The organism is Succinatimonas hippei YIT 12066 (assembly GCF_000188195.1).
In the GTDB taxonomy this organism is placed as follows: Bacteria; Pseudomonadota; Gammaproteobacteria; order Enterobacterales; family Succinivibrionaceae; genus Succinatimonas; species Succinatimonas hippei.
Genome location: NZ_GL830951.1, coordinates 19,180 through 42,876, shown reverse-complemented (window position 1 = coordinate 42,876; position 23,697 = coordinate 19,180). Strand labels below are relative to the sequence as shown.

Genomic DNA, 23,697 nt, shown 5'->3' with positions numbered 1-23,697 from the left:
TTTTGCTCACATTAAAATTATTTAAAATTTTTTTATCTCCTTACCTCTAATACCTTTAGTTTTCCGTCACCTTCTTTCCTACTTACTTCCCCTCTCGCTTAAAAATAAAGCTCATACTTCCTAAAGCACGAGCTTTTTTATTTCTAATCAGCCACTATCCTTTAGTCTCTACTCCTTGTACTCTACAGGATCGACTGCTCCGTTTGCTTCAAACGCCTTCCTGCGGTCTATACACGTCGCGCATTTTCCGCAGGGTTTATCTTTACCTTCATAACAACTCCACGTCATTTCATACGGAACTTTAAGTTTTAATCCGGTTTTAACGACTTCTGCCTTATTTTGTCCGGCAAAAGGAGCGACAATTCGCTCTTTTGAATAAGTACCTAATGATATAGCCTTATTCATTGCCTCAATAAATTCCATTGAACAATCCGCATAAGCGTTTAAAGCGGCATCATCAGCGTGGGCACCTAAATAAATCTCTACCTCATCATCAGGATAAATAGAGCCGGCAAGACTTGCGACACTTGCTAAAAACAAACCGTTTCTAAACGGCACATAGGTATTTACTTTACCATGGACGGCTATTTGAGTACTGTATGATCCTTCTTCAATGTCTTGAGAGGAGTTTTCAAGTAAAGCACAATTACTATTTTTAAACATCATGCTCAAATCAAGCTCATAATGTTTTACCTTATAGTAATCAGCAAGCTGTGCGGCACACTGTAATTCCTTTTTATGTTTTTGACCGTAAAAAATAGACACGGAACTTACGTTTTCCGCTCCCAGCTTATCAACTGCAAAAGCAAGACATGTAGTTGAATCTACGCCGCCGCTGCTTAAAACCAGTGCTTTTAACATTTAATGCTATCCCTTCTAAAAATTTATATATAACTACAAGGTATAACAAGGCCCGGCAAAAGTCGGGCCTTTTAACGCTTAAACTCAATACTAAAGGCTATGCATCAGCCCATACTTCTTTAGCTATTTCGCAGACAAGTCGAATTTTAGCCCATTGTTCTTCATGACTTAAAATATTGCCTTCCTCAGTTGAAGAGAAACCGCACTGAGTAGATAAACACAATCTATCAAGCGGTACGAACTTAGAAGCTTCTATAATGCGCTTTTTAACAACTTCCTTATCTTCAAGCTGTCCGAACTTAGAAGAAACCAAACCTAAAACTACGGTTTGATCTTTAATAAAGCGCAAAGGCGAAAAATCACCGGCCCGATCGGTATCATATTCAAGGAAAAAGCCGTCCACAGCACATTTTCCAAACAAGACAGGGGCAATCGGCTCATACCCGCCTGAAGAGAACCATGTAGAACGGAAATTACCGCGGCAAATATGCATGCAAATAACCATATCCTCTGGTTTTGACTGCATTATGCGATTGATAACCGCTACATAATTTTCAGCAAGTTTATCAAGATCAATGCCGCGCTTTGCGTAGTTCTCGCGTTTTTCAAGAGAACAAAGCTCACCCCAAGAAGTATCATCAAGCTGCAAATAACGGCAGCCGCGTTCATACAAAGCTTTTACCGCATCGCACCAGGCATTGGCAATATCCTCAAATAGAGCTTCTTCATTATTTTTATAAAGCTCAATCGGCTCGTAGTTGGCTTCTCGTACACAGCAAATCAAATGCAGCATTGAAGGCGATGGAATAGTGAATTTAACTTGGTGCTCGCCGGCTATATTCTTTAATTTAGAAAAGGCCTCCAAAAAAGGATGCTCGTTTGAAAAAGCGATTTTACCCACAATTCTTATCGTCTCAGCTTTAGGCTGACGCTCAGCAAATTCTACGGACCAGGCTTTTGCTTTAATATGCTCAATACCGTTTAATGCTGCCAAAAAGTCCAAATGCCAGAAAGCCCTACGAAATTCACCATCGGTAACGGCTTTTAAGCCGTTATCGATTTCAAGCTTAACCAAAGCAGCTATTTCCTCATCTTCAATTTGAGTTAATTCTGCTCTAGTGATCTTGTTGTCTTGGAAAAAACGACGCGCATTTACAATTTTAGAAGAACGCAAAAAAGATCCGACATGGTCGGCACGATAAGGAGGATTAACATGTGCCATTATATTTATCCTTAAAATTTATAGTTGATTTTTTTAGCTTTAAGATTGTTACCGATGACCAAATTTAAATCCATACAAACTTTAAGTTTCTATAAAATTTGCTCTTAATAAGTGCATATTTAATTAAAAAGTTACCTAATCTTAAAAAAATACTGCTAAAACATCCAACTAAGCAAAGTTACACCACTCTATTTTTTATCGAGCTTTAAAATTACATAAGGAATTACCTGCGATAATCCGCAAATCAAAAACATCATGCCGTATCCTGTAAACTCTGCAACAAATCCAAACAACAGCGCGCCAAGTCCAAGTCCTAAATCAAAACAACTTGAATATGTAGCATTTGCAGCCCCAACGCGATCACTTGGAGCACGTAAAACAGCCAAAGTCTGAGTCGCCGCCATCACAGCACCTTGTGCCAAACCGTACAACACGCCGCAAATTAAAAAAGTTACAGTATTAAAAGAGAACGACAGTAAAACCAAAGATAAAGACAAAGCGATTATTCCTGGACCGATAACCGCTTTACAGCCTATTCTGTCTGCAAGTTTACCTATATACGGACGACTGAACATTAAAGCTGCCGCGAAAAAAGCAAAAAACAATCCCACATGCGAAACCCCGTGCTCCTGTCCGAATAAGGCTACAAAAGTTACAATCGCGCCATAGGAGGCATTTGAGCACAGAACAATAAAAGACGGCATTAAAGAACGTTTTTCAATAAGCGTACGCTTTTTATGGGGATTAACCTCAATCTTTTTATATTTAACCAAAAGACAAATGATAAAAGCCCCGGCAAAAAACAATGTCCCTAAACGAAACATCCATTCAAACGGCAGACTTAAAGCCAAAGCCGGCGCTATCGCCATAGCAAGTGAACAGGACAGCGAAAAATACCCCATTCCTTCACCGAGACGTGAACGGGGAATAAAATCAGTTACAGCCGTTACAGATCCGGTCGCAGCAACACCCCAGGCAATTCCATGAAGCGTTCTTATCACCAAAATCATAAAAATCGTCTGAAATACACCTAAAAAATAAGCCAGGATCGTCATTAAAAGCAAGCCGCAGGACAACACCTTAAATCGACCGAAGCGATCAAGAAGATTTCCGGCAATAAGCCGTGAAACAATAGCAGGAACTGAAATCAAAGCAGTAGCCAAGCCCAAAATAAAATCATCTGCTCCCAAAGACTTTAAAAACGGAGGCAAACCTGATGGGTAAAATTGGAAACCGAAGAACAAAAAACCGTTAGTTAAAATCATTAAAAGATAATTACGTGTAAATAAAGTCTCTTTTACCGATTTTTCTTCTTTGTTGCTAGAATCATTTGTCTTTATCATTATTCTTACCTTTTGATTTTATTATTTTTATCGTGCATTAATAGTAAAGTTCGCTTTGTAAAAAAGAGTTACACGACTTCAAAAAACACACAGACTGCGCGATAAAATATTGCAACAACGTTACAATATTCTTTTATTTTTTCTTTTCTCTTGTCCATTATGTTTGATTTACATATTCACAGCTTATACAGCAATGACGGTGAATATTCACCTACAGATCTTGTCAGGCAATGCGTTAAAAGCGGCATCAACGTCATGGCAATAACCGATCACAATACCGTAGCCGCAACAGGTGAAGCTAAGAAATCTGCATTAGAACATAATATTGACTATATTCCCGGAATAGAAATTGACTGCACTTTTAAAAATACTAATTTTCATGTATTAGGTTTAGGTATTAATTTTAATGATGCAGTCTACAAAGAGATAGAAAACAATATCCGTACTCAAGGACAGACAATCTCGTATTCACGACTTCAAAAAATCCGCGAGCTTGGCTTTAATATAAAAGAAGACGATCTTCATGCTCTTTCAAAACACAGTTTCTGGCCTGAAACATGGACCGGTGAAATGTTTGCTGAAATTGTCTTAAATCACCCGGATTATAAAGATCATCCTTTATTAAAGCCGTTCAGATCAGGAGGGGAGCGCAGCGATAATCCGCTTGCCAATTTTTATTGGGATTTTTTTGCACAAGGAAGATCCTGCTTTGTTAAAGCTTCATATCCCGACATGACTAATATCATAGATATCATTCATCAAACTCACGGCTATGCAGTTTTAGCCCATCCCTGCGTCAACCTTAAAGGCAAGATGCAGCTTCTTACTGATATCATAAAAGCAGGAATAGACGGAATTGAAGCTTTCAGCAGTTACCATACCAAAGAACAAGCTGCGTATATTTTTGATATCGTAAAACAAAATCATCTTTTCACCACCTGCGGCAGTGATTATCACGGCAAAATAAAACCGGCGATACGTTTAGGTCAGCATCATTGCACTTTAACCGCGGAAGAAATGGAAAAACAGCTTATATCCTTACTTTAGAGTAACTTTTCATGCAGATAAAACCGTGTACCTTACTTGATGACAAAACTATAAGCGAATTAATCGAAATATGGGACAAGGCCGTACGCAGCTCTCACTTTTTCTTAAGTGAAAAAGACATTGCTTTTTTCAAGCCGTTAATTTGCAATCAATACTTTAAAGCCGTCAAACTATTTGTTATCCATGATGAATACAACAAAATTGCCGCTTTTTTAGGTTTAAGTGATCATATGGTAGAAATGCTTTTTGTGCATCCTGCTCAGCAAGGAAAAGGCTACGGCAGTGCACTTCTTGAGTTTGCCTACACTAAAAAAGGCATCGGACGTGTTGACGTGAATGAAGAAAATCAACAGGGACTTAATTTTTACTTAAATAAAGGCTATGAAATTATAGGACGAGACGAATTCGATCCGCAGAGAAAAGCTTTTCCCATTTTACACTTAAAAAAAGCCTGAAAATCTTTGCCGATTAAAAGCAAAAAGCCCGAAGAATAATTTTCTACGGGCTATTTAACTTTGATTTATTTTTATTACGGACGAACTTTTACTGAAACGCCTTCCTCTGTGGCGTAAAGCACCATATCGGCACCGCGCTTGGCAAAAAGTCCTACGGTAACTACACCAGGAATTGCGTTAATCTTGGCCTCCATCGCTAACGGATCTTCAATCATGAAGTCATGAACATCAAGGATCTCACAGCCGTTATCAGTAATGCAGCCCTGACGCAAAATAGGATTTCCGCCTAAAGCTCTTAAAGAACGCGCAACTTGCTCTCGCCCCATAGGAATAACTTCAACCGGTAACGGGAATTTACCTAAAGTCGGCACCAATTTGGACTTATCGACGATACAAATAAACTTCTCTGCCATTGAAGCTAAGATCTTCTCACGCGTAAGGCAAGCTCCGCCGCCTTTGATCATGTCAAAAGCAGGATTAACTTCATCGGCGCCGTCAATATACACGCCATAAGGCTCTACATCATTAGGATCGAGTACGCGAATACCGATATCCTGAAGCATCTTGGTGGTCTTATTGGAACTGCTTACCGCCGCATCAACTTTAATCTTAAAACGATCGATTGCTTCAATAAATTTGACTACGGTAGATCCCGACCCTACGCCTAATATTCCGTCTTTGGGAATATATTTAAGCGCCTCCTCCGCAACCATTACCTTTAACTCATCCTGAGTCATGAGATGCTCCTTACTTTAAAGTAATACGCGCAAAACGACGTTTGCCGACTTGGAAAACATAAGTGCCGTTAGCAATTGCCTCATCTTTATCAGCAATTACCTTACCGTCAATTTTAACCGCATTTTGCTTAATCATGCGCATAGCCTCTGAAGTTGAAGCGCAAAGTTGTGAGTTTTTCAGCAAAGTAGGAAGAGGAGCATTATCTAAAGTAAGCTCCGGCATTTCATCAGGGACAGCCCCTTTGGCAAACTGATTGATAAAAGACTCTACTGCTTTATCTCCTTCTTCCTTACCGTGATAACGGGCTACGATTTCACGACCGAGTTCCATCTTGGCATCACGCGGGTTCATCTGCCCTGATGCACAATTAGCTTTAAGCTCGGCAATTTCCTTTAAAGGACGGAAAGACAATAAATCGAAATAAGTCCACATCAAATCGTCGCTTAAAGACATGATCTTACCGAACATATCATTAGGAGCGTCATGAACACCGATATAGTTGCCGGCAGACTTTGACATCTTCTTAACGCCGTCAAGACCTACCAAAAGCGGCATCATTAATACGCATTGCGGCTCCTGACCGGCGTCTTTTTGCAACTCACGACCCATTAAAAGGTTGAATTTCTGATCGGTACCGCCAAGCTCAATGTCGGCTTTCAAGCACACACTGTCATATCCTTGGAACAAAGGATATAAGAACTCATGGATGGCAATTGGCTGTCCGCTCTGATAACGCTTGGTAAAATCGTCGCGCTCAAGCATTCTTGCAACGGTAAGCTTTGAGGCAAGGCGGATTGTGCCCTCAGCCCCGAGTTTACCGAGCCACTCGCTGTTATAACGGATAATGGTCTTGTCTTTATCCAAAATTTTAAATGCCTGTTCGGCATAAGTTTTGGCATTTTCTAAAATCTTCTCGCGTGAAAGCTGCGGACGAGTGGTGTTTTTACCTGAAGGATCTCCTACCGATGCAGTAAAATCACCGATAATCAAAACGACCTGGTGGCCGAGCTCCTGAAAGGTACGCAATTTATTTAAAATAACGGTGTGGCCTAAATGAATATCAGGAGCGGTAGGATCCATTCCGAGTTTTACAATTAACTTACGACCGCTTTCCAGTTTCTTCTTTAACTCTTCAATCGGGATAATTTCTTCTGCGCCGCGGCAAATCTCGTCAAGCGCTGTTTGTACGTCTACCATTGACTCTCCTAAAAAATAATTCTTTAAAATGCAGACTATTCTAAACGATTTAACGGTCATTTGCAGTAAAACAAAGGTTTTTACGCAAACCCCCGCTTTTAATACACAGTAAAATTAAAGTTTGCCTAAGATTTCGGACAAGATGCTTTCAAGCCTTAACGAAACTCTTGTTATAGCATGTATATATAACTATCAAATCAATATATCATTTTTTAAAATTTAGTAATTAAAGAAAAAGCATCAGACAATGAGCCTACTCTCATAGAAAGCTCTGCAGCTTGACTTGCAACGGTTGCAATGACTTTAACTTTATTAATATCTTCAATCATCGCTAGATTATCCTGATGCATCGTTTTATTTTTATCAAAATTGTTAAGGATTATGCCGTTAATTGCGATACTCTTAGATTTTAAATAATGACAGCAAAGCGTCGTCTGATTTATAGTACCAAGACCGGCATCGGCAACAATGACAACAGGCAGACATAAAAGCTTAACGATGTCCTCAAGCAAAATTTTCTTGTCTTTTTCATAGACAATAGGACAAACGATACCACCGGATCCTTCCATTAAAACATAATCATGAAGCGCTGCTACTTGATGAAAATCTTCACTTACCTTTTTAAGATCGACGAATCTTTGCTCAATGCGTGCAGCCAAATGAGGAGACAACGGATCCTGATACAAATATGACAATAAGCTTTCATAGCTCTGTTTAAGTCCCGCGACATCTTTCACATAACCTGCATCAGAGTTTTTAATGTTGTCTTCTCCGCTTATTGCCGCTTTGTAATATCCGACATTTAAATTTTGCTTAACTAATGACTTGCATATTAATGCGCTTACATAGGTTTTACCGATATCGGTATCGGTACCGGTCACAAAAACAGCTTTCATTTTTAATTCCTTAAACGAGCTTTAACATAACACGGGATCCAGCTTAAATTTACCCCGTTTGGTACTTTAAATTTTGCTTCATATTCCCACATAAATCTTTTCAGGATCCCAGGAGTCCATTGGTGAGAAATAAGCGAATTAGTTCCGGTTTCTTTAAAAAACTTTAAAAGTTTATACGGATTTTCAAAGATTAGACTTTGTTTTTGCAACTCAAAAATATCTATCTCAAAGCCGCATTCCTCTAAAATGCTTAAAAGTTCTTGTTCGGTTAAATATTTAATGCATGGCAGTCCTAAAGACTCAAGTTCAACACAGGTACCGCTTAAAAAAGTTGAAAAACACAACGTTCCGCCCTGCTTTAAATTGGTTTTTATATGCAAAAGCGCCTTTTTAAAATCAACAAACCACTGAAAGACCGCGTTGCTTACGATTAAATCGCATGACTGCTTAAGAGACAAACATGTCGCATCACCTTCAATAAAAAAAATTTCAGGAATATTTTCTTTTAAATGTAGTAACTTATCTTCACAATAATTTAGCATCAAAGAGCTGATGTCATTTATATAAAGCGTCTTAATATCAAGTTTATTAAGTAAAAGTTCACTTAAAAATCCGGTACCGCAGCCTATTTCATAAACCTTATTTGCACATAACTTCGGATCAATTAACCCAATTAAATCCTCTGCCATAAGCTTTTGCTTAAAAGCGGCATTTTCATAACTCAAAGCCGCCTTAGAAAAACGGGTTTTAATTAAATTTTTATTCATTCCAATTTTTCTTTAAAAAATTGAGCACTATAGTGGGACACATCAAGCTTGACAACGTTTAAAGCAAGATCCCGCCACCCGCGCTCTTGATTTAAAGGCGCAATAATAGCATCTTTAAGTCCGATAAAAGCCTCATCCCAAATGTTTTCACCGGGGCAATGCGATGCCGACTTACCGGCTAAAAAAATAAGTTCATTTTTAAATGAATCAATAGAACGTAGCGGCTTAACTTTAGAAAAAGCAATAAACTCTTGTCCGCGTCCGCACATTCTGCGATAAAATCGCATCATATTGTCCTCGCTTAAATTAGCCAAAGTAGCTTGATAAAGTGCAGAATCTACTCCTTTTTCACTGTTGACGCCAAATGGAGTACCGTTTATTGCAATCATTTTCCGCGGCTTTCTCTCCGTCTTGCTTACAAAAATATCCGCCATCATTACGCCAAGCGACCATGCAATCACATCATATTTTTCATATTTGTAAATAACACCAAAATCAGCGCTGTCATCTTCATAGTCATAAACAAAAAGAGTATCTGAGCTTAGTTTTAATGAAAAAAACGGAGTTAAATCCTGACCGAACCCCAGAAATACCACTTTAAGCGTATCTTGAGCCGTACCTTTTAAAAGTCTTGTTTTCATTTGTCCTTCTCTAAAAAGTCTTTAAATTTTTCTATTACTGCGCAAAGTTTTTCAATAACCGTTTCATCCATACCGGCACTTAATGAAAGACGTAATCGTGCCTGTCCTACAGGTACGGTAGGATGACGAATGGGAAGAACGAAAAAACCGTGCTCTTTAAAAAACTCGGAACCTTTGACAGCAGCTTCATTAGTATTGACGACAATTGGAATTATCTGACTTGAGCTTATTACATTAAACCCCAGATCTTTAAGACAACTTCTCACTTGTCCGGCTGCCTTTTCAAGAGATTCCCGTCTTTTCTCTGCTTCGTTAAGCTTATTGAGCATAAACGATGCATGCAGCGCATTAACGGGAGGCAATGAGGTCGTAAAAATAAAAGGCCGTACCGTATTCATCAAATACTCTTTTGTCATCGCGTCGCACAAGAAAAAAGCTCCGCAGCTGCCTGCAGCTTTTCCCAAAGTACACAAAATATAATCAACTTTATCTAATATATTGAGTTTACAGCATAAACCCAAACCGCTTTTACCATATACACCGAAGGAATGAGCTTCATCCACATACAATTTGATTAAAGGATATTTTTCTTTAAGTAAAACAAGCTTATTTAAAGGTGCAAAGTCTCCGTCCATGCTGAAAACGGCTTCAGTTATGATAATAATTTCCTTAAATTTTTCTTGATACTTAACAATCAAAGTCTCAAGATGTTCAATATCGTTATGAGCAAAACGCATGAATTTAGCGCCGGATCCTTTTATACCGTCAATCATCGAAGCATGGATAAGCTTATCGGCAAGAAACAACGTTTCTTTCCCTCCCAACACCTGCAAAATACCGCTGTTGGCATCAAAACCGGAATTGAACATAAGACAGGATTTATGAAATAACTTGCTTGCTTTTTCTTCAAATAATGAATGCTCGGCAAAAGTACCGGTTAAAAGTCTTGAGCTAGTTGATGAAAAAAGGGCATCTGAGGCTGAAAGGAATGCTAAAAATTCTTGGCGTATAGTCAAATCATGACCTAAATTTAAATAATCATTTGACGATAAATTAATAAGCTTTTCACCGTTATAATCAATATAAATATCGTTTTGACGATGAGGGTTAACCGATCGCAAAGATCCGTTTGCTTTACATGAAGCTAAAAAGGCGCTTATCATTTGATCCGTCATTTTTTCTGTTTTTACCTTTGTTTGCGAAAAATTTTTTATCGCTTTGGAAAATCGTAATGCTTAATTTAATTACTCAAAAAATCCTTGATGGAAAAGCAATTACGCGTGAAGACATATCATACATTATTGCTTACGATAATGTGGAAGAGCTTATTTTCTCTTCCCATAAAATAACTTTAAAATTTGCTTCCCGAAAATTTGATTCCTGCTCCATAATAAATGCAAAATCAGGTCTTTGCACGGAAGACTGCAAATGGTGTGCCCAATCATCACACTATAAAACAAATATTGCCGTTTATCCTCTCGTTAATAATGAGGAATGTCTTAAAGAAGCTCTCCATTGCGAGAAAAAAGGCGTTAAAAGGTTTTCTTTGGTAACTTCAGGACGTAAGCCTTCTCCAAATGAGCTTAAAGAAATTAACCTTTTACTGACATATCTGAAGCTAAATAGCAAGATTGCTTTATGCGCATCCTTAGGTCTTCTTAATAAAAATGATTTGAAAAAACTAAAAGAATCAGGTCTTTCCCGCTATCACTGCAATTTGGAGAGTTCGGAAAATTATTTCAAAAATCTATGTTCAACCCATAAATTCAGCCAAAAAATTGCGGTTATCAAAGCAGCAAAAGAAGTCGGACTTGAAGTTTGCTCCGGCGGAATTATCGGGATGGGAGAAAGCATGGAAGACAGAGCTGATCTAGCTCTTACATTAAGAGATCTTGAAATTCAATCGGTTCCGCTTAATATCCTGCACCCGATCCCCGGCACTCCGCTTGAAAATATTCCTTTATTAAGTGACTTGGAAATTTTAAAAACCGTCGCTCTTTTCCGTTTTATTCTGCCGCATGCCTATTTGCGTCTTGCAGGAGGCAGAGCGCGGCTTAGCGAAAAAACTTTAAGACAAGCTTTATACGCAGGCATAAACTCGGCAATAGTAGGCGATTTACTTACCACTTTAGGCTCGGATATCGATACTGACAAAAAGCGTTTTGCGGAGGCCGGATATGAACTTTGATAATCTCATTGATCCCTTTGACAGAGATCACCTTATCCATCCTTATACCTCAATATTAAATCCGCTTCCTGCGTTTAAAGTCAAAGAAGCTAAAGGATGTACCATAACTTTATCTGACGGAACGAAGCTTATTGACGGAACTTCATCATGGTGGTGCGCACTTCACGGCTACAACGTAAAAGAATTAAATGATGCTCTGTGCGAACAATTACAATCCATGGCCCACGTGATGTTCGGAGGACTTACTCACGATCCGGCAATTGAACTTGGCAAAATGATCTTAAAGTACGTACCTCACGAATTGACCAGAATTTTTTACGCCGACAGCGGATCGGTTGCCGTAGAAGCAGCCTTAAAAATGGCAGTTCAATATCAATTTGCCAAAGGTAACTTACGTAAAAGCGAAATTGCGACAATCTCCGGCGGGTATCACGGTGACACTTGGAACGCAATGTCCGTATGCGATCCTATTGCCGGCATGCATAAAATTTTCGGCTCGGCCTTACCGGTACGTTTCTTTGCTCCGGTTCCGCAATGCCGCTTTGATGATCCGTGGGATGAAAATGATTTTCTGCCGATGAAAAAGCTTATAGAAAGTAAAAAGGATCTGCTTGCGGCTGTAATCGTTGAACCGATAGTACAAGGAGCAAGCGGCATGCGCTTTTATCATCCGGTTTATTTAAAGCGCCTTAATGAACTTTGCAAAAAATACGATATTCTGCTTATTTTTGATGAAATCGCCACCGGCTTCGGTCGAACCGGCAAACTTTTTGCCCTTGAATATGCCGATGTCGTTCCCGATTTAATGTGCATCGGCAAAGGACTTACCGGCGGATATATGACCTTATCTGCAGTACTTGCATCTGACAAAATTGCCGCTGCTATTTCAAATAATCCGCCTTATGCATTTATGCACGGCCCGACATTCATGGCAAATCCCTTGGCTTGTGCGGTTGGAATTGCCTCTTTTAAACTGCTTTTAAATTCTCCGTGGCAAGCACGAGTCAAACATATTGAAACAAAGTTAAAAGAACTTTTAATTCCGCTCAAAGCAAAAAGCTTAGTAAAAGATGTAAGAGTACTAGGCGCTATCGGCGTAGTTCAAACTAAAACAGTGGTCAAAATGCGGGAAATCATGCAGCGTTTTATTGAACTTAACGTATGGATAAGGCCGATGGGTGATCTTATATATTTAATGCCGCCGTTTATAATCAGCGATACAGAGCTCGAAAAGCTGTGCAGTGCTATTGCCGCAGTCACGGAGAATAAAAATCTTTATGTCTAAAGAACTTTACATCGGACTGATGTCAGGAACCAGTATTGACGGACTTGACGCCTGTCTTATCGATATGCAAAACGGCAAACCTGAAGTTATTGACGTTGACAGCTGTAAATGGTCAGAAGCAGAAGCAAAAGCCTTGCATGAGCTTTGTCAAAGTTCTAGTGATGAAATCGAAAAAGAAGGCAAAGCCTGCGTCTTTATCGCCAAAAAACAAGCAGAGTTGGTTAATCATCTCCTATCCAAAGCTGAACTTAAAAATGAAGATATCATCGCCATAGGTACTCACGGTCAAACCGTAAGGCACAGACCGAAATTACGCTTTTCAAAACAGCTGGATCTCGGACCGCTTACCGCCGCTTTAACCGGAATCGATACCGTAGTTGATTTTAGAGCGGCAGATCTTGCTGCAGGAGGGGATGGAGCGCCCCTTACTCCTGCATTTCATCAAATGATGTTAAAACATGCTTACCGCGATCGCTACATTTTGAATTTAGGCGGCATATCCAATTTAACCGTAATTGAAAAAGGCGGGAAAGTCCTAGCAGGATTTGACTGCGGCCCTGCCAATACCTTGCTTGATCTAAGCTGCCGCGTACTGTTTAATGAACCTTATGATAAAGACGCAAAAATCGCCTCTACGGGAAGAGTCAGGAAAGATTGGCTTTACGAGCTTTTAACTCATCCTTATTTAAAAAGAGATTTTCCCAAATCAAGCGGGCGTGAAGATTTTAACGAAAATACCGTTAAAAAATATCTTAATCTTGTAAAAAACCAAGAAGCATCAGGGGCTGATTTGCTTGCCACCCTTTGTGAGTTTTCAGTAAAAGCCGTTATCGTTGAAATCATTAAAATCAAAGAGCATTTTAAAAACTTAAAGGAAGGAGATCTTATTCTCTGCGGCGGCGGTGCTTACAACCCTTTAATCAAACAACGCTTTGAAGAGTATTGCCGTAATCTGAATTTAAATGTAATGCGCTCCGATGAAGTCGGCATTCATCCTGCATATATGGAAGCTGAAGCTTTTGCCTGGTTTACTTATATGTGCATAAACGGCAAGCCAATCGATCTTACCCATTCCACAGGAGCAAAATATCCGACAATTTTAGGCTGTCTTTGCCCGGCGCCGAACGGCAATTTCGTCAAATCACGCTTAAAGTAAAACTTGTGTTTTCGGGCAAACTGCATGTTGCCCGAAAAATAACCGCCTAATTAAGATAAATGACCTGATCTTTTAAATCCTTTCTTTCAAAATGCAGCTTATCGGGCTTTACGTCAGATGCCATATGTCCTGCAACCATAATAAACTGAGCTCTAAGCGGCTCCTTAATCTCTAAAGCTTCAGTTAAAAGGTCGGTTTTAATCGCACCTATAAAACAAGATCCAAGCCCCATATCTGCCGCTTGCAACAGCATATGCGTCATCACTATGGCTCCGTCAACTACAGCAAAGTTCTGCCTGTCATATTTTCTTTGCCACGCTTCACTCTCGTTAGTACATACCACAATCGCTAACGGAGCTCCGTACAGCCATGCACAATTTTGAATTTTCTTAAGGCTTTCCCCTCTTACCACAAGCAAAGTAAACGGCTGACGATTACACGCGGTCGGAGCAAGCTTTGCCGCAGATAAAAGCTTATTTATTTCATCATCAGTCAAAGGGGTCGGATCATAAGATCTACAGGAAAATCTTTCTTTAGCTAAATCAAAAAAATCTTTCATTTTAATTCTCCTTACGCTTTTGTATTGATTATATCTTATGCAAACAAAACTTATTTTTCCTGTTTAGAACTATCTGTCAGCTCTTTTAAAAAGCGATCTTTAAGAACCTTGCTGCAATTATCGGAAAGCTCGTTTTGAAGCCTGATTTTTACTCTAGTCAAAAAATCTTCCACCAAATCAAGTTGCCTTCGTTTAATTTCCACCTCTTTTAAATATTCATTAACTCTATCGTACAGCCACAAAGTTCCTTTGCCTTTATCTACATACTCAATAAAACGCTTAACACATTCAAGCTTCATTCCGTTAACGCGGCAGGACATAATGAACTCAAGCCGTGTAAGATCCTCATCCCCATATTCACGCTGCCCGCCTATTCCGCGTTTTGGTTTTAACATCACGCCTTTTTGTTCGTAAAAACGAATTCTGGTCACGGGACATCCCGTTTTTGCCGACAACTCTCCGATTTTCATTATCTGTCCTCAAAACCGCTTGAACCTATAGTTACTATAGCTTTTATAATGACGATAACAAGAAAAAACTTTATCCGCAACTTAGCATAAAAAAGGAGAGCTTCATGATTTTTCAACAAATTCGCAGCGCAACATCCATCATAACCTACGCTGACAAGCGTTTTCTTATAGATCCGATGCTGGCTCCGCAAGGAACCTATCCTGCTATCCCTTATACAGTATCAACAGGGAAAGGAAATCCCGATTGTGAATTACCTTGTCAGATTGAAGATTTACTGAATGTCGATGCCGTTATCGTCACTCATTTGCATTTTGATCATTTTGATGAAACCGCGGCCAAACTTTTACCCAAACATCTGCCTTTATTCAGTCAATCGGCAGAAGATGCCGAAAAGCTCAATGAATCCGGCTTTAAAGATGTCAGGATCCTTGATGAAAACGGCATAACATTCAGCGGCATCACTTTAATTAAAACTCCGTGCGATCACGGATCATCTGATGCAGTTACTTCTTTTTTCTATCAAGAAGCAGATCTTGAAAAAGATGCCTGCGGAGTAGTGTTTAAGGCAAACGGAGAAAAAACCTTTTACCTTGCAGGAGATACGATCTTTTACCAGGGAGTAAGCAACGCAATCTGCCAATATCGCCCGCAAGTTATCGCCGTAAATGCAGCCGGAGCTCAGTTTCCTTTAGGACATGCTCTTATCATGAATCAATATGACGTCTTGGTGCTGATGCGAAAGTTTCCTGAAATTGAAGTCATTGCCACTCATGTCGAAGGTGTGTCGCATGCGACCGTAACTCGATCATTATTAAGGGACTTTGCCCGGGAAAACCAATTAACCAAACTGAAGATCCCTAACGACGGACAAACTTTTTCCTTTTAATTTTTTCGCACAACCTTTACGGCTAAAGTAAAAACTTAGCCGTCTTTGCACTTCAATAACGCTCTTAAACACAAAAATAAATCACTGTTTTATACATCCTGTTACAATATGCATGCTTTTTTATCTTGTCTAAAGCATTTTAGGAGAATATGTATGCTTTTAAGTCAGATGGAAAAGCGGCAGCATTGCCTTATTTGCAAATTAAATCTTGAAGAAAGTCTTGCCCACCGTCTTGAAGCTTTAGGCATGACCGAACATTCAAAACTTGAAGTAGTTAACCGCAAAGGGAAAGGAACTTTAATTATAAAACTGCGCGGTTCTCAATACGCTTTAGGTGAAGATATAACAAAAAACATTGAAGTTGAAAAGATTTAATCGCAAAGACTATGAAATCACTGCACTCAATTCTGCCGCACCATACTACACAAAATAAAACCGATTTAACCATCGGATTTATCGGAAACCCTAACTGCGGAAAAACCACGCTCTTTAACGCTTTTACAGGTGCAAATTTAAAAGTTGCTAACTGGCCCGGCGTCACCGTCGAAAAAGTTGAAGGCGCCATCCATTCCCATAACCGCAATATAAGACTTGTCGATCTCCCCGGCACCTATTCACTTACCTCATACACAATGGAGGAGACGGTAGCGCGCAATTTCATACTATCAGGCGAGGTTGACGTCATAATAAATGTTGTAGACGCCTCCGCTCTTGAAAGAAGCTTGTACCTGACACTGCAGCTTTTAGAGCTGGGAAAGCCTGTAGTCATGGCACTTAACATGATGGACATCGTGTTGAAAAGGGGAATGGAAATAGACCTCCACCGTCTGCCTGAAATGCTCGGCATTCCGGTTATTCCGGTATCGGCGAGAAAACGCATGGGTCTTGATATTCTGCTTCATGCCGCCATTCATCACCAAGGAGCCAAAACTCCCGATCCTATAATTCACGAACATAAAGAAACTTTTGAACACAAACACGATCACCATCAAGAGTTTGCGATGGTGTACTCGGATTTTATTGAAGATAAAATCGATCAAATCATCCCGCGACTCCAGGAAAAATATCCAAATCTTATCAATTATCGCTATTACGCCATAAAAACCTTGGAAGGCGATCATGAAATCAGCAGCAAATACCCTATTGATACCCAAGACATTTTTCCTGACGGTAAAAATTTCGAAGCCCGCATCATTAATGAAAAATATGATTTTATCGATGATGTCATCACTGAAGTTTTAGTTAACAAAGAACGTCAGGATAAGCTTACCGAAAAAATCGATAAAGTATTCACCCATCCTTTTTTCGGCATTCCGGCATTCCTTGCCATTATGGCCGTAGTCTTTATTCTGACTTTCAATTTCGGTGACTTCATTAAGGGATTTTTTGAAATCGCCATTGATTTAATTTCAACCAAGGCCTCTGACTACTTAAGTTCGCTTAACGCCTCACCTATGTTTATTTCTCTTATCGTTGAAGGCATTATCGGCGGCGTGGGCGTGGTAATTACCTTTCTGCCTAATCTTTTCGTGCTCTTTCTGGCCCTTGCATTCCTTGAAGATACAGGCTACATGGCACGTGTTGCTTACGTAATGGAAGGTATCATGAAAAAACTCGGGCTTTCAGGCAGAGCTTTTATCCCGATGATCTTAGGTTTCGGATGCTCCGTCCCGGCCATTATGGCCACCCGTGCTTTGGAACACCGCCATGACAAATTAAAAGTCATGCTCGTGACTCCTTTTATGAGCTGCAATGCGCGGCTTACCATCTACGTACTGTTTTCAGAAATGTTCTTTCATGAAAACGCGATGATTGTCGCTTATTCACTTTATCTAATCGGTATAGTCGTAGCGCTTATCGTGTGTTTTATCCTAAAGTTCTTAGACAGAAAAGGATCTCTTACCAATTATCTTTTAATTGAGCTTCCTGCCTATAAGCTTCCTGATCTGCATACCGTATCCATTTACGTATGGGATAAATTAAAAGACTATTTAAGCAAAGCAGGAACTACTATTTTCGTCATGACACTTGCCGTGTGGGCTTTACTGCACTTTGGGTCAAACGGTTTCACATTGTCCATGTCAGACAGCTTCGGCGCTGTAGTAGGACAAGCTCTAAGTCCGTTATTTGCTCCGTTAGGACTCGGTTTTTGGCAAATCGTACTGGCGCTTATTGCAGGAATCGTCGCCAAAGAAGTCGTGGTTTCTTCTATGGCTATCTTATTTAGCGTCGTTAACGCTAACTCGGATGTCGGTATGCAGATTTTTGCAGAGCAGTTACAATCAATCGGCTTTAACTCATTAAACGCATATTGCCTCATGGTGTTTTGCCTTTTGTATATTCCGTGCGTCGCAACTTTGGCTACCGTCAAAAAAGAATCAGGCTCTTTTGCGTACGTGGCCTTATCAGCATCCTTCCAGCTGGTAACGGCATACGTTATAACCTTTATCATTTACAACACGGCAGGAACTTTGTTTTTATAAATGGGTTTTGTAGATCTGATTTTAGCTTTAATCATTGCCGCGTGTTCAAGCGCGGCAATCTTCGGTATGATAAAAAGGACCAAAAAGAAATGTACGGACTGCACTGCATGCAATAATCAAAAGTGCTCAATCAAAAAAATCAATAGATAATCCTCTGTCATATATGTAAATTTCAGCGCCTTTCCTGACTCCCGAAAACATCAAAACATAAGCGTTTGACGTATTCGCGTTCTATTTGAGAAAGGCGCGAAGCATACGCCAAATCAAGCGCAGCATAAATGTTCAGCTTTGAACTTTGAGCTAAAAGACCGGCAAGCCTTAATAATACTCGAGTCGAAAAAGGTGCGGATAAAGATCCGATCGATTCGGTTCTTTCCGTGCTTACCCTTCTTAACTCTAAAGCAAACTGCAAAAGCTTATTTATAAGCTCGCCGTTTAGTCCGGGTATTTTATTTTTAAGCAGGATTCTTTCAAATTTCTCATCAGGATAGCTGCATTCAATAAAACGCCATCTATCCAAAAAGGCCTGATTTAATATTCTGGTACCATTATAAAAACCGCTTTCATCTCCGGAGCCTTTGGTATTGGCTGTAGCGATTACCCTAAAAAACGGATGAGGAAATACTATCTCGCCTCCGTTTTGTAAAATGCACAAAGGCCTGCCCTCTATCACGTCATTTAAAAGAGCCAGATCTCCGGGATTAACCAGATCAATTTCATTTAAAAGTAAAATCGAACCGTTAAGCATAGCTCTTGATAACGGACCGTAATTAAAAGTTACATTCCTATCCTGCACGCTAAAATGTCCAAGCAGATCCTGAACTTCACTGCGATTTGAAAAAGTTACCTGTTCAACCGACCACTTTAAACGTGCGGCGATTTGTAAAACCGCCGAAGTTTTACCGCAGCCTGAAGGCCCTGCAATATAAAGAGCGTCATTTAAAGGTTTATCCAAAAACAATAGAACATTATTTAAAAATTCTTCATTGAAAACATATGAAGAATCAATTGCGGGAATAAATCCCAATGCTGCTGCAGGCGTTTTAACGGTACTGACAATAAGCTTTGCCGGCGTAAAGGCTTGCTGTAAATCACAATGTTTCATAATAAATCGGATATTAACTTTAACGTTGTGCCGAAAAATCTATCCCCAAAGAATTAAACTCGGATCGAAAATTAGCTAAAGAACTTTCTTTATTCTCTTCAATACGCGTTTGACTTTTTAATTCGGCATTTTCAGAATAAAGCTTCTCAATTCCTATACAATCAATTTCCACAAAACGATTTACGGATCCGTCTTCTTGAGTACGACTCTTATAGCGCAAGCGTCCTGAAACAAGCAATTTTTCACCGGTTTTAAGCACATTCTTATAGCGAGAAGCCATCTTATAGGCTCCGTTGTCCCGTAATACTATCCGATGCGTTTCTTTATGCTCAGTATAGGTTCCAGTCTGTCTGTTATACCAGTTCTCTTTAGTAAGCAAATTAAAAGCTAAATACTGACTGCCGTTTGACTGAGAGCTTAAATTTATTTCCTCAGAAACAATCTCACCAATCAAAATCACCTGGTTGCAAGCTATCAATTAACACCTCTTTTTCATTAACTTAAATGACGCTTACCTTACAGGAAATTTATAGGAAGAAAGCTAAGAAACACTGCAAAAGTGAGACAACCTCTTTACAAACGGCTTATATATCAAAGAAAAAATTTAGGGGTATTTTTTCCTTGATTAAAAATTTCGCAAAAAAAGCTAAAAAATATTTTTAATGCAAATTGCTTTTTCTTCATTAGACCAAAGGTCCGAAAACATCCTTAATATGCAGACGCAAACGTTCGGTATCCTTTTCAATCTGCGGATTTTTGATTACATCATTGGCAATAAATGAAGGCAGCTTCCTCATACCGATAAATTGAAACGGCTTGTGAATTCCCATCAAAGCCCCGTCAATTCCAGCACCCTCAAAGAATTGCTTTGGATCGTTGAAAGCCTCAAGAGGGGCATTCCAAGTAGATGAAACCATGTAGTAAGCATTAACGCACTTTCCGCCGGTACCGTAAAGTTTTGTCGCATCATGCCGCGATCTTCCGTCACCGCCGCAGATTAACTCATGGCCGAAAACTTCATCTTCATACTTTTTGTACTGCCACGGAGCGGACATCCACCATCCCGGCATCTGCAGAATAACAAAATCACTGCCGGCAATTTTACGAGCCTCTTCTTCCGGGATATAAGGATCTTCAACTTTAGTTACACTTACTGCAAAACCTAGTTTTTCAAGCTCTTCCTTCATTACCGACGTAAAAAAATGATTAAGCGATCCGCCTTCTCCGAATATCTTGCATCCGGCATCTAAAATCAAAACCTTTTTCATGTTCATTTCTCCAAAGACTCTTTACTTTTTTAGTTATAGTCTCAAATGCATACCAAGTAAACATTTTAATTACAGACTTAAGCTTTTGCCTTGATTGCCGCACCGTAATTGCTATAATGAAGCCCGATATTTTGTCTCTGTAGCTCAGTTGGATAGAGCACTCGCCTCCTAAGCGAGGGGTCGGCAGTTCGAATCTGCCCAGAGACGCCATTTTACAGAAGCTCAGTTTTAAAATTTCCCTTTTTAACATTAAGTGCAAACTTCATTTAAATACTGCAGTTAAAGCGTATTTGTGCCATTTTTTTTAATTTTTCTTATTAAACATTATTAAATGAATTGTTAAATTTAGATTAAAAAAAATATTTTTTTTAAATTTTTAATAGAAAATTTTCTTGTATTTCAAATAAATAAGCCGTTTAACTTAAATTTAACATTTAACTGCTTTGAATTTTACACTTCACCTTTAATCTTAGCGACAACGAAAAACTAATTGGAGTGTATTATGAAAAAACAAATCGTTTCAGTTTTAGCCGCTATGTGCTTAACTGCAGCTGTCGCTACCCCGTCTTTTGCCGAAATGACCGTTTCAACCGACGGTTCAACCTCAATGGAAAAGGTTATCGGCTCTTTGGGTGAAGCTTTTTCCAATAAATATGACGATGTAACCTTCACCTACAATCCTACCGGTTCAGGTTCAGGCATCACCGCAGCTCAAGAAGGACGCTGCGATATCGGTTTGTCAAGCCGTGCTTTAAAAGCTGATGAAGCCAAGACTTTGGACGGCACCACCTTAGCTTTAGACGGCATCGTCGTTGTCGTTAACCCTGCAAACAAAGTAAACGATTTATCAATTGATCAGATTTCCAAGATTTTCAAAGGCGAAGTAACTTCATGGAAAGATGTCGGCGGCGCTGATACCCCGATCGTTCTTATCGGACGTGAAGCAGGTTCAGGTACCCGCGACGGCTTTGAAACCATCACCAACACCAAAGATTCTTGCAAATACCGTCAGGAACTCACCTCCACCGGTGACGTTATGACCGTAGTTTCCAAGAATGAAAATGCTATCGGATACATCTCCTTAGCCTCCATGAACGACAAGGTCAAGGGAGTTACCGTTGAAGGCGTCGCCGCTACCGAGCCGACCATCGCCGACGGCACCTACAAGATTCAAAGACCGTTTGTTTTAGTTACCAAGAAAGGTGCCCAACTCTCTGAAGGTGCTCAGAAGTTTATCGACTTTGCTTTCTCCGAGGAAGCCAAGCCTATCCTTATCAAGGCCGGTGTTGTTCCTGTTGCCAAGAAGTAATCTTAAAAATACTTAAAACCAATATCAAATGTGCCACAAGCAGGTCGTAAACCCCGATGACCTGCTTTTTTCGGAACAAAAATATGCTAAAAAAACAAGGTACCGGCATTAATGTCGAACAAATCGCCCATATGGTGTTTTTGTTTCTCGGCATCATAAACGTCGGCTTCGTGCTGGTCATCTGCATCTACTTGGTTATCGCAGGTCTTCCGGCCATCAAAGAAATCGGTCTTGTCGATTTCCTCTTCGGAACCAAATGGGCATCTACCGCAGCTAATCCGCAATTCGGTATTTTGCCGTTTATCTTAACTTCCATTTACGGTACTGCAGGCGCAATCATTATCGGTTTACCCTTGGGCTTTTTTACTGCCGTTTATCTTGCAAAATTTGCACCGCGCCCTGTTTACAAGTTCGTTTCTCCGTTAATTGATTTGTTAGCCGGAATTCCCTCCGTAGTCTACGGTTTTATCGGTATGTTAGTTCTGGTTCCGGGAATTCAGGTTATTTTCAATTTGCCTGACGGTTCAAGCTTACTTGCGTCAATTCTTGTGTTGGCAATCATGATTTTGCCTTCTATCATTAAAGTATCAATTACCGCAATTCAAGCCGTGCCTGAAGAATATGAATTAGGCTCTCTTGCCTTAGGCGCTACTGAAATTGAAACCTATTACAAAGTGATGGTTCCTGCCGCCAAGAGCGGTATCGCTGCCGCCGTGGTATTGGGCGTAGGCCGAGCCATCGGTGAAGCAATGGCTGTTATGATGGTTGCGGGTAATGCTCCGAACATGCCGTCACTCTTTGAAAGCGTTCGCTTCCTGACAACCGCTGTAGCAAGTGAAATGTCCTACTCCTCAGGATTGCAGCGCGACGCATTGTTCTCTATTGCATTAGTTCTGTTCGTTTTCATTATGCTCATTAATGCAACTTTGAACCTCGTCTTAAAACATAGAGGTAAAAATTAATGCAAAACAATCTTCCTTTAAGACGTAAAGCCTACTGCGGCACCATGAATTTTATGATGCTGCTGTGCACCGGCATTACCGTGGCTTTGACCTTCTTCCTCATTATTTACATAGCAGTCGAGTCAATTCCGCATTTTTCCGTCAAAATTTTAACCACCAAACCGAGCTATCTTGATGACAGCATCGGCGTGCTGCCGGATATTTTAAATACCATTTATATCATTATCACAACTTTGGTATTCGTTCTGCCTTTAGGCATCGGTGCTGCCATTTATCTTACCGAGTACGCAAAATCCAAAAAGCTGGTCGGTATGATTGAGTATGCAATCGAATCTTTGGCCGGTATCCCTTCTATTATTTACGGTCTTACCGGTATGCTCATTTTCTGCCAATTCTTTTCACTAAAGACCTCATTACTGTCAGGTGCTTTAACTTTGGTAATTATGAACCTGCCGACCATTATCCGTACCGTCCAGGAAAGCCTTAAAACCGTTCCGCAAGGATATCGCGAAGGCGCATTCGGACTCGGTGCCGGCAAATGGCATATGATTAGAACCGTGGTTCTGCCCTGCTGCATCGACGGTATCGTCACCGGCTGTATTTTGGCAACCGGCCGCATGATCGGCGAATCTGCCGCTTTGCTCTTTACCGCAGGTTTTGCGCATGCGTTAAACGGCTTCTTTGACGCTTTAACTCACTCCGGTGCCACCTTGACCGTTGCTCTGTACGTTTATGCAAAAGAGCAAGGTGAGTTCGAAGTAGCTTTCGTTATCGCGGCAATCCTCCTGGTACTATCTTTCATTACCAATATGTCAGCCTCTTACGTGGGCAGAAGATTTCAAAAAAGTAAAGGTTAAT

General features: G+C 40.0%; 25 protein-coding genes and 1 tRNA gene. 12 read left to right on the top strand and 14 right to left on the bottom strand.

The genetic code is table 11. The features are described from left to right. Positions 1–168: 168 nt before the first annotated feature. The 3 genes from queC to HMPREF9444_RS01610 form a co-directional block, all read right to left on the bottom strand. Complete coding sequence (gene queC / locus HMPREF9444_RS01620) at positions 169–861, bottom strand: 7-cyano-7-deazaguanine synthase QueC (RefSeq protein ID WP_009142577.1); 693 nt, start codon at positions 859–861, stop codon at positions 169–171. 97 nt (positions 862–958) lie between these two features. After that, positions 959–2,083, bottom strand: coding sequence for a 5-methyltetrahydropteroyltriglutamate--homocysteine S-methyltransferase (locus tag HMPREF9444_RS01615; RefSeq protein ID WP_009142576.1), 1,125 nt, complete (start codon positions 2,081–2,083; stop codon positions 959–961). Positions 2,084–2,271: 188 nt separating this feature from the next. Beyond that, complete coding sequence (locus HMPREF9444_RS01610; protein WP_009142575.1) at positions 2,272–3,426, bottom strand: MFS transporter; 1,155 nt, start codon at positions 3,424–3,426, stop codon at positions 2,272–2,274. 159 nt (positions 3,427–3,585) lie between these two features. On the opposite strand from HMPREF9444_RS01610, the gene HMPREF9444_RS01605 reads away from it, so the two are divergent. Next, a complete protein-coding gene (locus HMPREF9444_RS01605; protein ID WP_009142574.1) occupies positions 3,586–4,473 on the top strand; it encodes a PHP domain-containing protein in 888 nt (295 codons plus the stop codon). A gap of 11 nt (positions 4,474–4,484) precedes the next feature. After that, positions 4,485–4,928, top strand: a complete 444-nt coding sequence (locus HMPREF9444_RS01600; protein WP_009142573.1) for a GNAT family N-acetyltransferase — start codon at positions 4,485–4,487, stop codon at positions 4,926–4,928. A 74-nt stretch (positions 4,929–5,002) separates the two neighbouring features. On the opposite strand, the gene rpiA is transcribed toward HMPREF9444_RS01600, so the two are convergent. The 6 genes from rpiA to HMPREF9444_RS01570 form a co-directional block, all read right to left on the bottom strand. Then, a complete protein-coding gene (rpiA, locus tag HMPREF9444_RS01595; RefSeq protein WP_009142572.1) occupies positions 5,003–5,665 on the bottom strand; it encodes a ribose-5-phosphate isomerase RpiA in 663 nt (220 codons plus the stop codon). Positions 5,666–5,675: 10 nt separating this feature from the next. Then, complete coding sequence (gene tyrS, locus HMPREF9444_RS01590) at positions 5,676–6,863, bottom strand: tyrosine--tRNA ligase (protein ID WP_009142571.1); 1,188 nt, start codon at positions 6,861–6,863, stop codon at positions 5,676–5,678. 212 nt (positions 6,864–7,075) lie between these two features. Continuing rightward, positions 7,076–7,759, bottom strand: coding sequence for a dethiobiotin synthase (gene bioD, locus HMPREF9444_RS01585; RefSeq protein WP_009142570.1), 684 nt, complete (start codon positions 7,757–7,759; stop codon positions 7,076–7,078). A 2-nt stretch (positions 7,760–7,761) separates the two neighbouring features. Beyond that, positions 7,762–8,526 (bottom strand): methyltransferase domain-containing protein, encoded by a 765-nt coding sequence (locus HMPREF9444_RS01580; RefSeq protein WP_009142569.1) that lies wholly within the window; start codon positions 8,524–8,526, stop codon positions 7,762–7,764. Then, the gene (locus HMPREF9444_RS01575; RefSeq protein WP_009142568.1) at positions 8,523–9,167 is read right to left on the bottom strand and encodes a pimeloyl-ACP methyl esterase BioG family protein; all 645 of its coding nucleotides are present in this window, start codon (positions 9,165–9,167) and stop codon (positions 8,523–8,525) included. Before HMPREF9444_RS01575 ends, HMPREF9444_RS01580 begins: the two co-directional genes overlap by 4 nt. After that, complete coding sequence (locus HMPREF9444_RS01570) at positions 9,164–10,342, bottom strand: aminotransferase class I/II-fold pyridoxal phosphate-dependent enzyme (protein WP_083801095.1); 1,179 nt, start codon at positions 10,340–10,342, stop codon at positions 9,164–9,166. Before HMPREF9444_RS01570 ends, HMPREF9444_RS01575 begins: the two co-directional genes overlap by 4 nt. Before the next feature lie 56 nt (positions 10,343–10,398). Here HMPREF9444_RS01570 and bioB point away from each other — a divergent pair, with 56 nt between their 5' ends. The 3 genes from bioB to HMPREF9444_RS01555 are packed head-to-tail and all read left to right on the top strand — an operon-like array spanning position 10,399 to position 13,796. Beyond that, on the top strand, positions 10,399–11,355 hold the full coding sequence (bioB, locus tag HMPREF9444_RS01565; RefSeq protein WP_040909069.1) for a biotin synthase BioB: 957 nt from the start codon (positions 10,399–10,401) through the stop codon (positions 11,353–11,355). Then, positions 11,345–12,640, top strand: a complete 1,296-nt coding sequence (gene bioA, locus HMPREF9444_RS01560; protein ID WP_009142565.1) for an adenosylmethionine--8-amino-7-oxononanoate transaminase — start codon at positions 11,345–11,347, stop codon at positions 12,638–12,640. The genes bioB and bioA overlap by 11 nt, the downstream gene beginning before the upstream one ends. Next, positions 12,633–13,796 carry an anhydro-N-acetylmuramic acid kinase gene (locus HMPREF9444_RS01555; RefSeq protein WP_009142564.1) on the top strand — a complete coding sequence of 388 codons (1,164 nt, stop codon included), beginning with the start codon at positions 12,633–12,635 and terminating at the stop codon, positions 13,794–13,796. Before bioA ends, HMPREF9444_RS01555 begins: the two co-directional genes overlap by 8 nt. Before the next feature lie 46 nt (positions 13,797–13,842). On the opposite strand, the gene HMPREF9444_RS01550 is transcribed toward HMPREF9444_RS01555, so the two are convergent. Then, complete coding sequence (locus HMPREF9444_RS01550) at positions 13,843–14,355, bottom strand: nitroreductase family protein (RefSeq protein WP_009142563.1); 513 nt, start codon at positions 14,353–14,355, stop codon at positions 13,843–13,845. Positions 14,356–14,405: 50 nt separating this feature from the next. Beyond that, the gene (locus tag HMPREF9444_RS01545) at positions 14,406–14,825 is read right to left on the bottom strand and encodes a MerR family transcriptional regulator (RefSeq protein ID WP_009142562.1); all 420 of its coding nucleotides are present in this window, start codon (positions 14,823–14,825) and stop codon (positions 14,406–14,408) included. 104 nt (positions 14,826–14,929) lie between these two features. Between HMPREF9444_RS01545 and HMPREF9444_RS01540 the strand changes: the two genes are divergently transcribed. The 3 genes from HMPREF9444_RS01540 (at position 14,930) to feoB (ending at position 18,195) form a co-directional block, all read left to right on the top strand. Then, positions 14,930–15,712, top strand: a complete 783-nt coding sequence (locus HMPREF9444_RS01540; RefSeq protein WP_009142561.1) for an MBL fold metallo-hydrolase — start codon at positions 14,930–14,932, stop codon at positions 15,710–15,712. A gap of 153 nt (positions 15,713–15,865) precedes the next feature. Then, positions 15,866–16,087, top strand: a complete 222-nt coding sequence (locus HMPREF9444_RS01535) for a FeoA family protein (RefSeq protein WP_009142560.1) — start codon at positions 15,866–15,868, stop codon at positions 16,085–16,087. Positions 16,088–16,098: 11 nt separating this feature from the next. Further along, positions 16,099–18,195 carry a ferrous iron transport protein B gene (gene feoB / locus HMPREF9444_RS01530; protein ID WP_009142559.1) on the top strand — a complete coding sequence of 699 codons (2,097 nt, stop codon included), beginning with the start codon at positions 16,099–16,101 and terminating at the stop codon, positions 18,193–18,195. A gap of 172 nt (positions 18,196–18,367) precedes the next feature. Here feoB and HMPREF9444_RS01525 read toward each other — a convergent pair whose 3' ends face one another. The 3 genes from HMPREF9444_RS01525 to HMPREF9444_RS01515 all read right to left on the bottom strand — a co-directional run bounded on the left by HMPREF9444_RS01525 (position 18,368) and on the right by HMPREF9444_RS01515 (position 20,574). Continuing rightward, on the bottom strand, positions 18,368–19,300 hold the full coding sequence (locus HMPREF9444_RS01525; protein ID WP_009142557.1) for an AAA family ATPase: 933 nt from the start codon (positions 19,298–19,300) through the stop codon (positions 18,368–18,370). Positions 19,301–19,319: 19 nt separating this feature from the next. Beyond that, positions 19,320–19,778, bottom strand: coding sequence for a single-stranded DNA-binding protein (locus tag HMPREF9444_RS01520; protein WP_040909060.1), 459 nt, complete (start codon positions 19,776–19,778; stop codon positions 19,320–19,322). A gap of 205 nt (positions 19,779–19,983) precedes the next feature. Further along, positions 19,984–20,574 carry an NAD(P)H-dependent oxidoreductase gene (locus HMPREF9444_RS01515; protein WP_009142554.1) on the bottom strand — a complete coding sequence of 197 codons (591 nt, stop codon included), beginning with the start codon at positions 20,572–20,574 and terminating at the stop codon, positions 19,984–19,986. 127 nt (positions 20,575–20,701) lie between these two features. On the opposite strand from HMPREF9444_RS01515, the gene HMPREF9444_RS01510 reads away from it, so the two are divergent. From HMPREF9444_RS01510 to pstA, 4 genes are all read left to right on the top strand, one after another. Then, a tRNA-Arg gene (locus HMPREF9444_RS01510) sits at positions 20,702–20,778 on the top strand. A 292-nt stretch (positions 20,779–21,070) separates the two neighbouring features. Continuing rightward, positions 21,071–21,877: a phosphate ABC transporter substrate-binding protein gene (locus tag HMPREF9444_RS01505; RefSeq protein ID WP_009142553.1), complete on the top strand. Its 807-nt coding sequence runs from the start codon at positions 21,071–21,073 to the stop codon at positions 21,875–21,877. Between the two features lie 83 nt (positions 21,878–21,960). Next, entirely contained in the window at positions 21,961–22,839 is an 879-nt protein-coding gene (pstC, locus tag HMPREF9444_RS01500; RefSeq protein WP_009142552.1) for a phosphate ABC transporter permease subunit PstC, read from the top strand. Next, entirely contained in the window at positions 22,839–23,696 is an 858-nt protein-coding gene (gene pstA, locus HMPREF9444_RS01495) for a phosphate ABC transporter permease PstA (protein WP_009142551.1), read from the top strand. Before pstC ends, pstA begins: the two co-directional genes overlap by 1 nt. The last annotated feature ends 1 nt before the right edge of the window (position 23,697 follow it).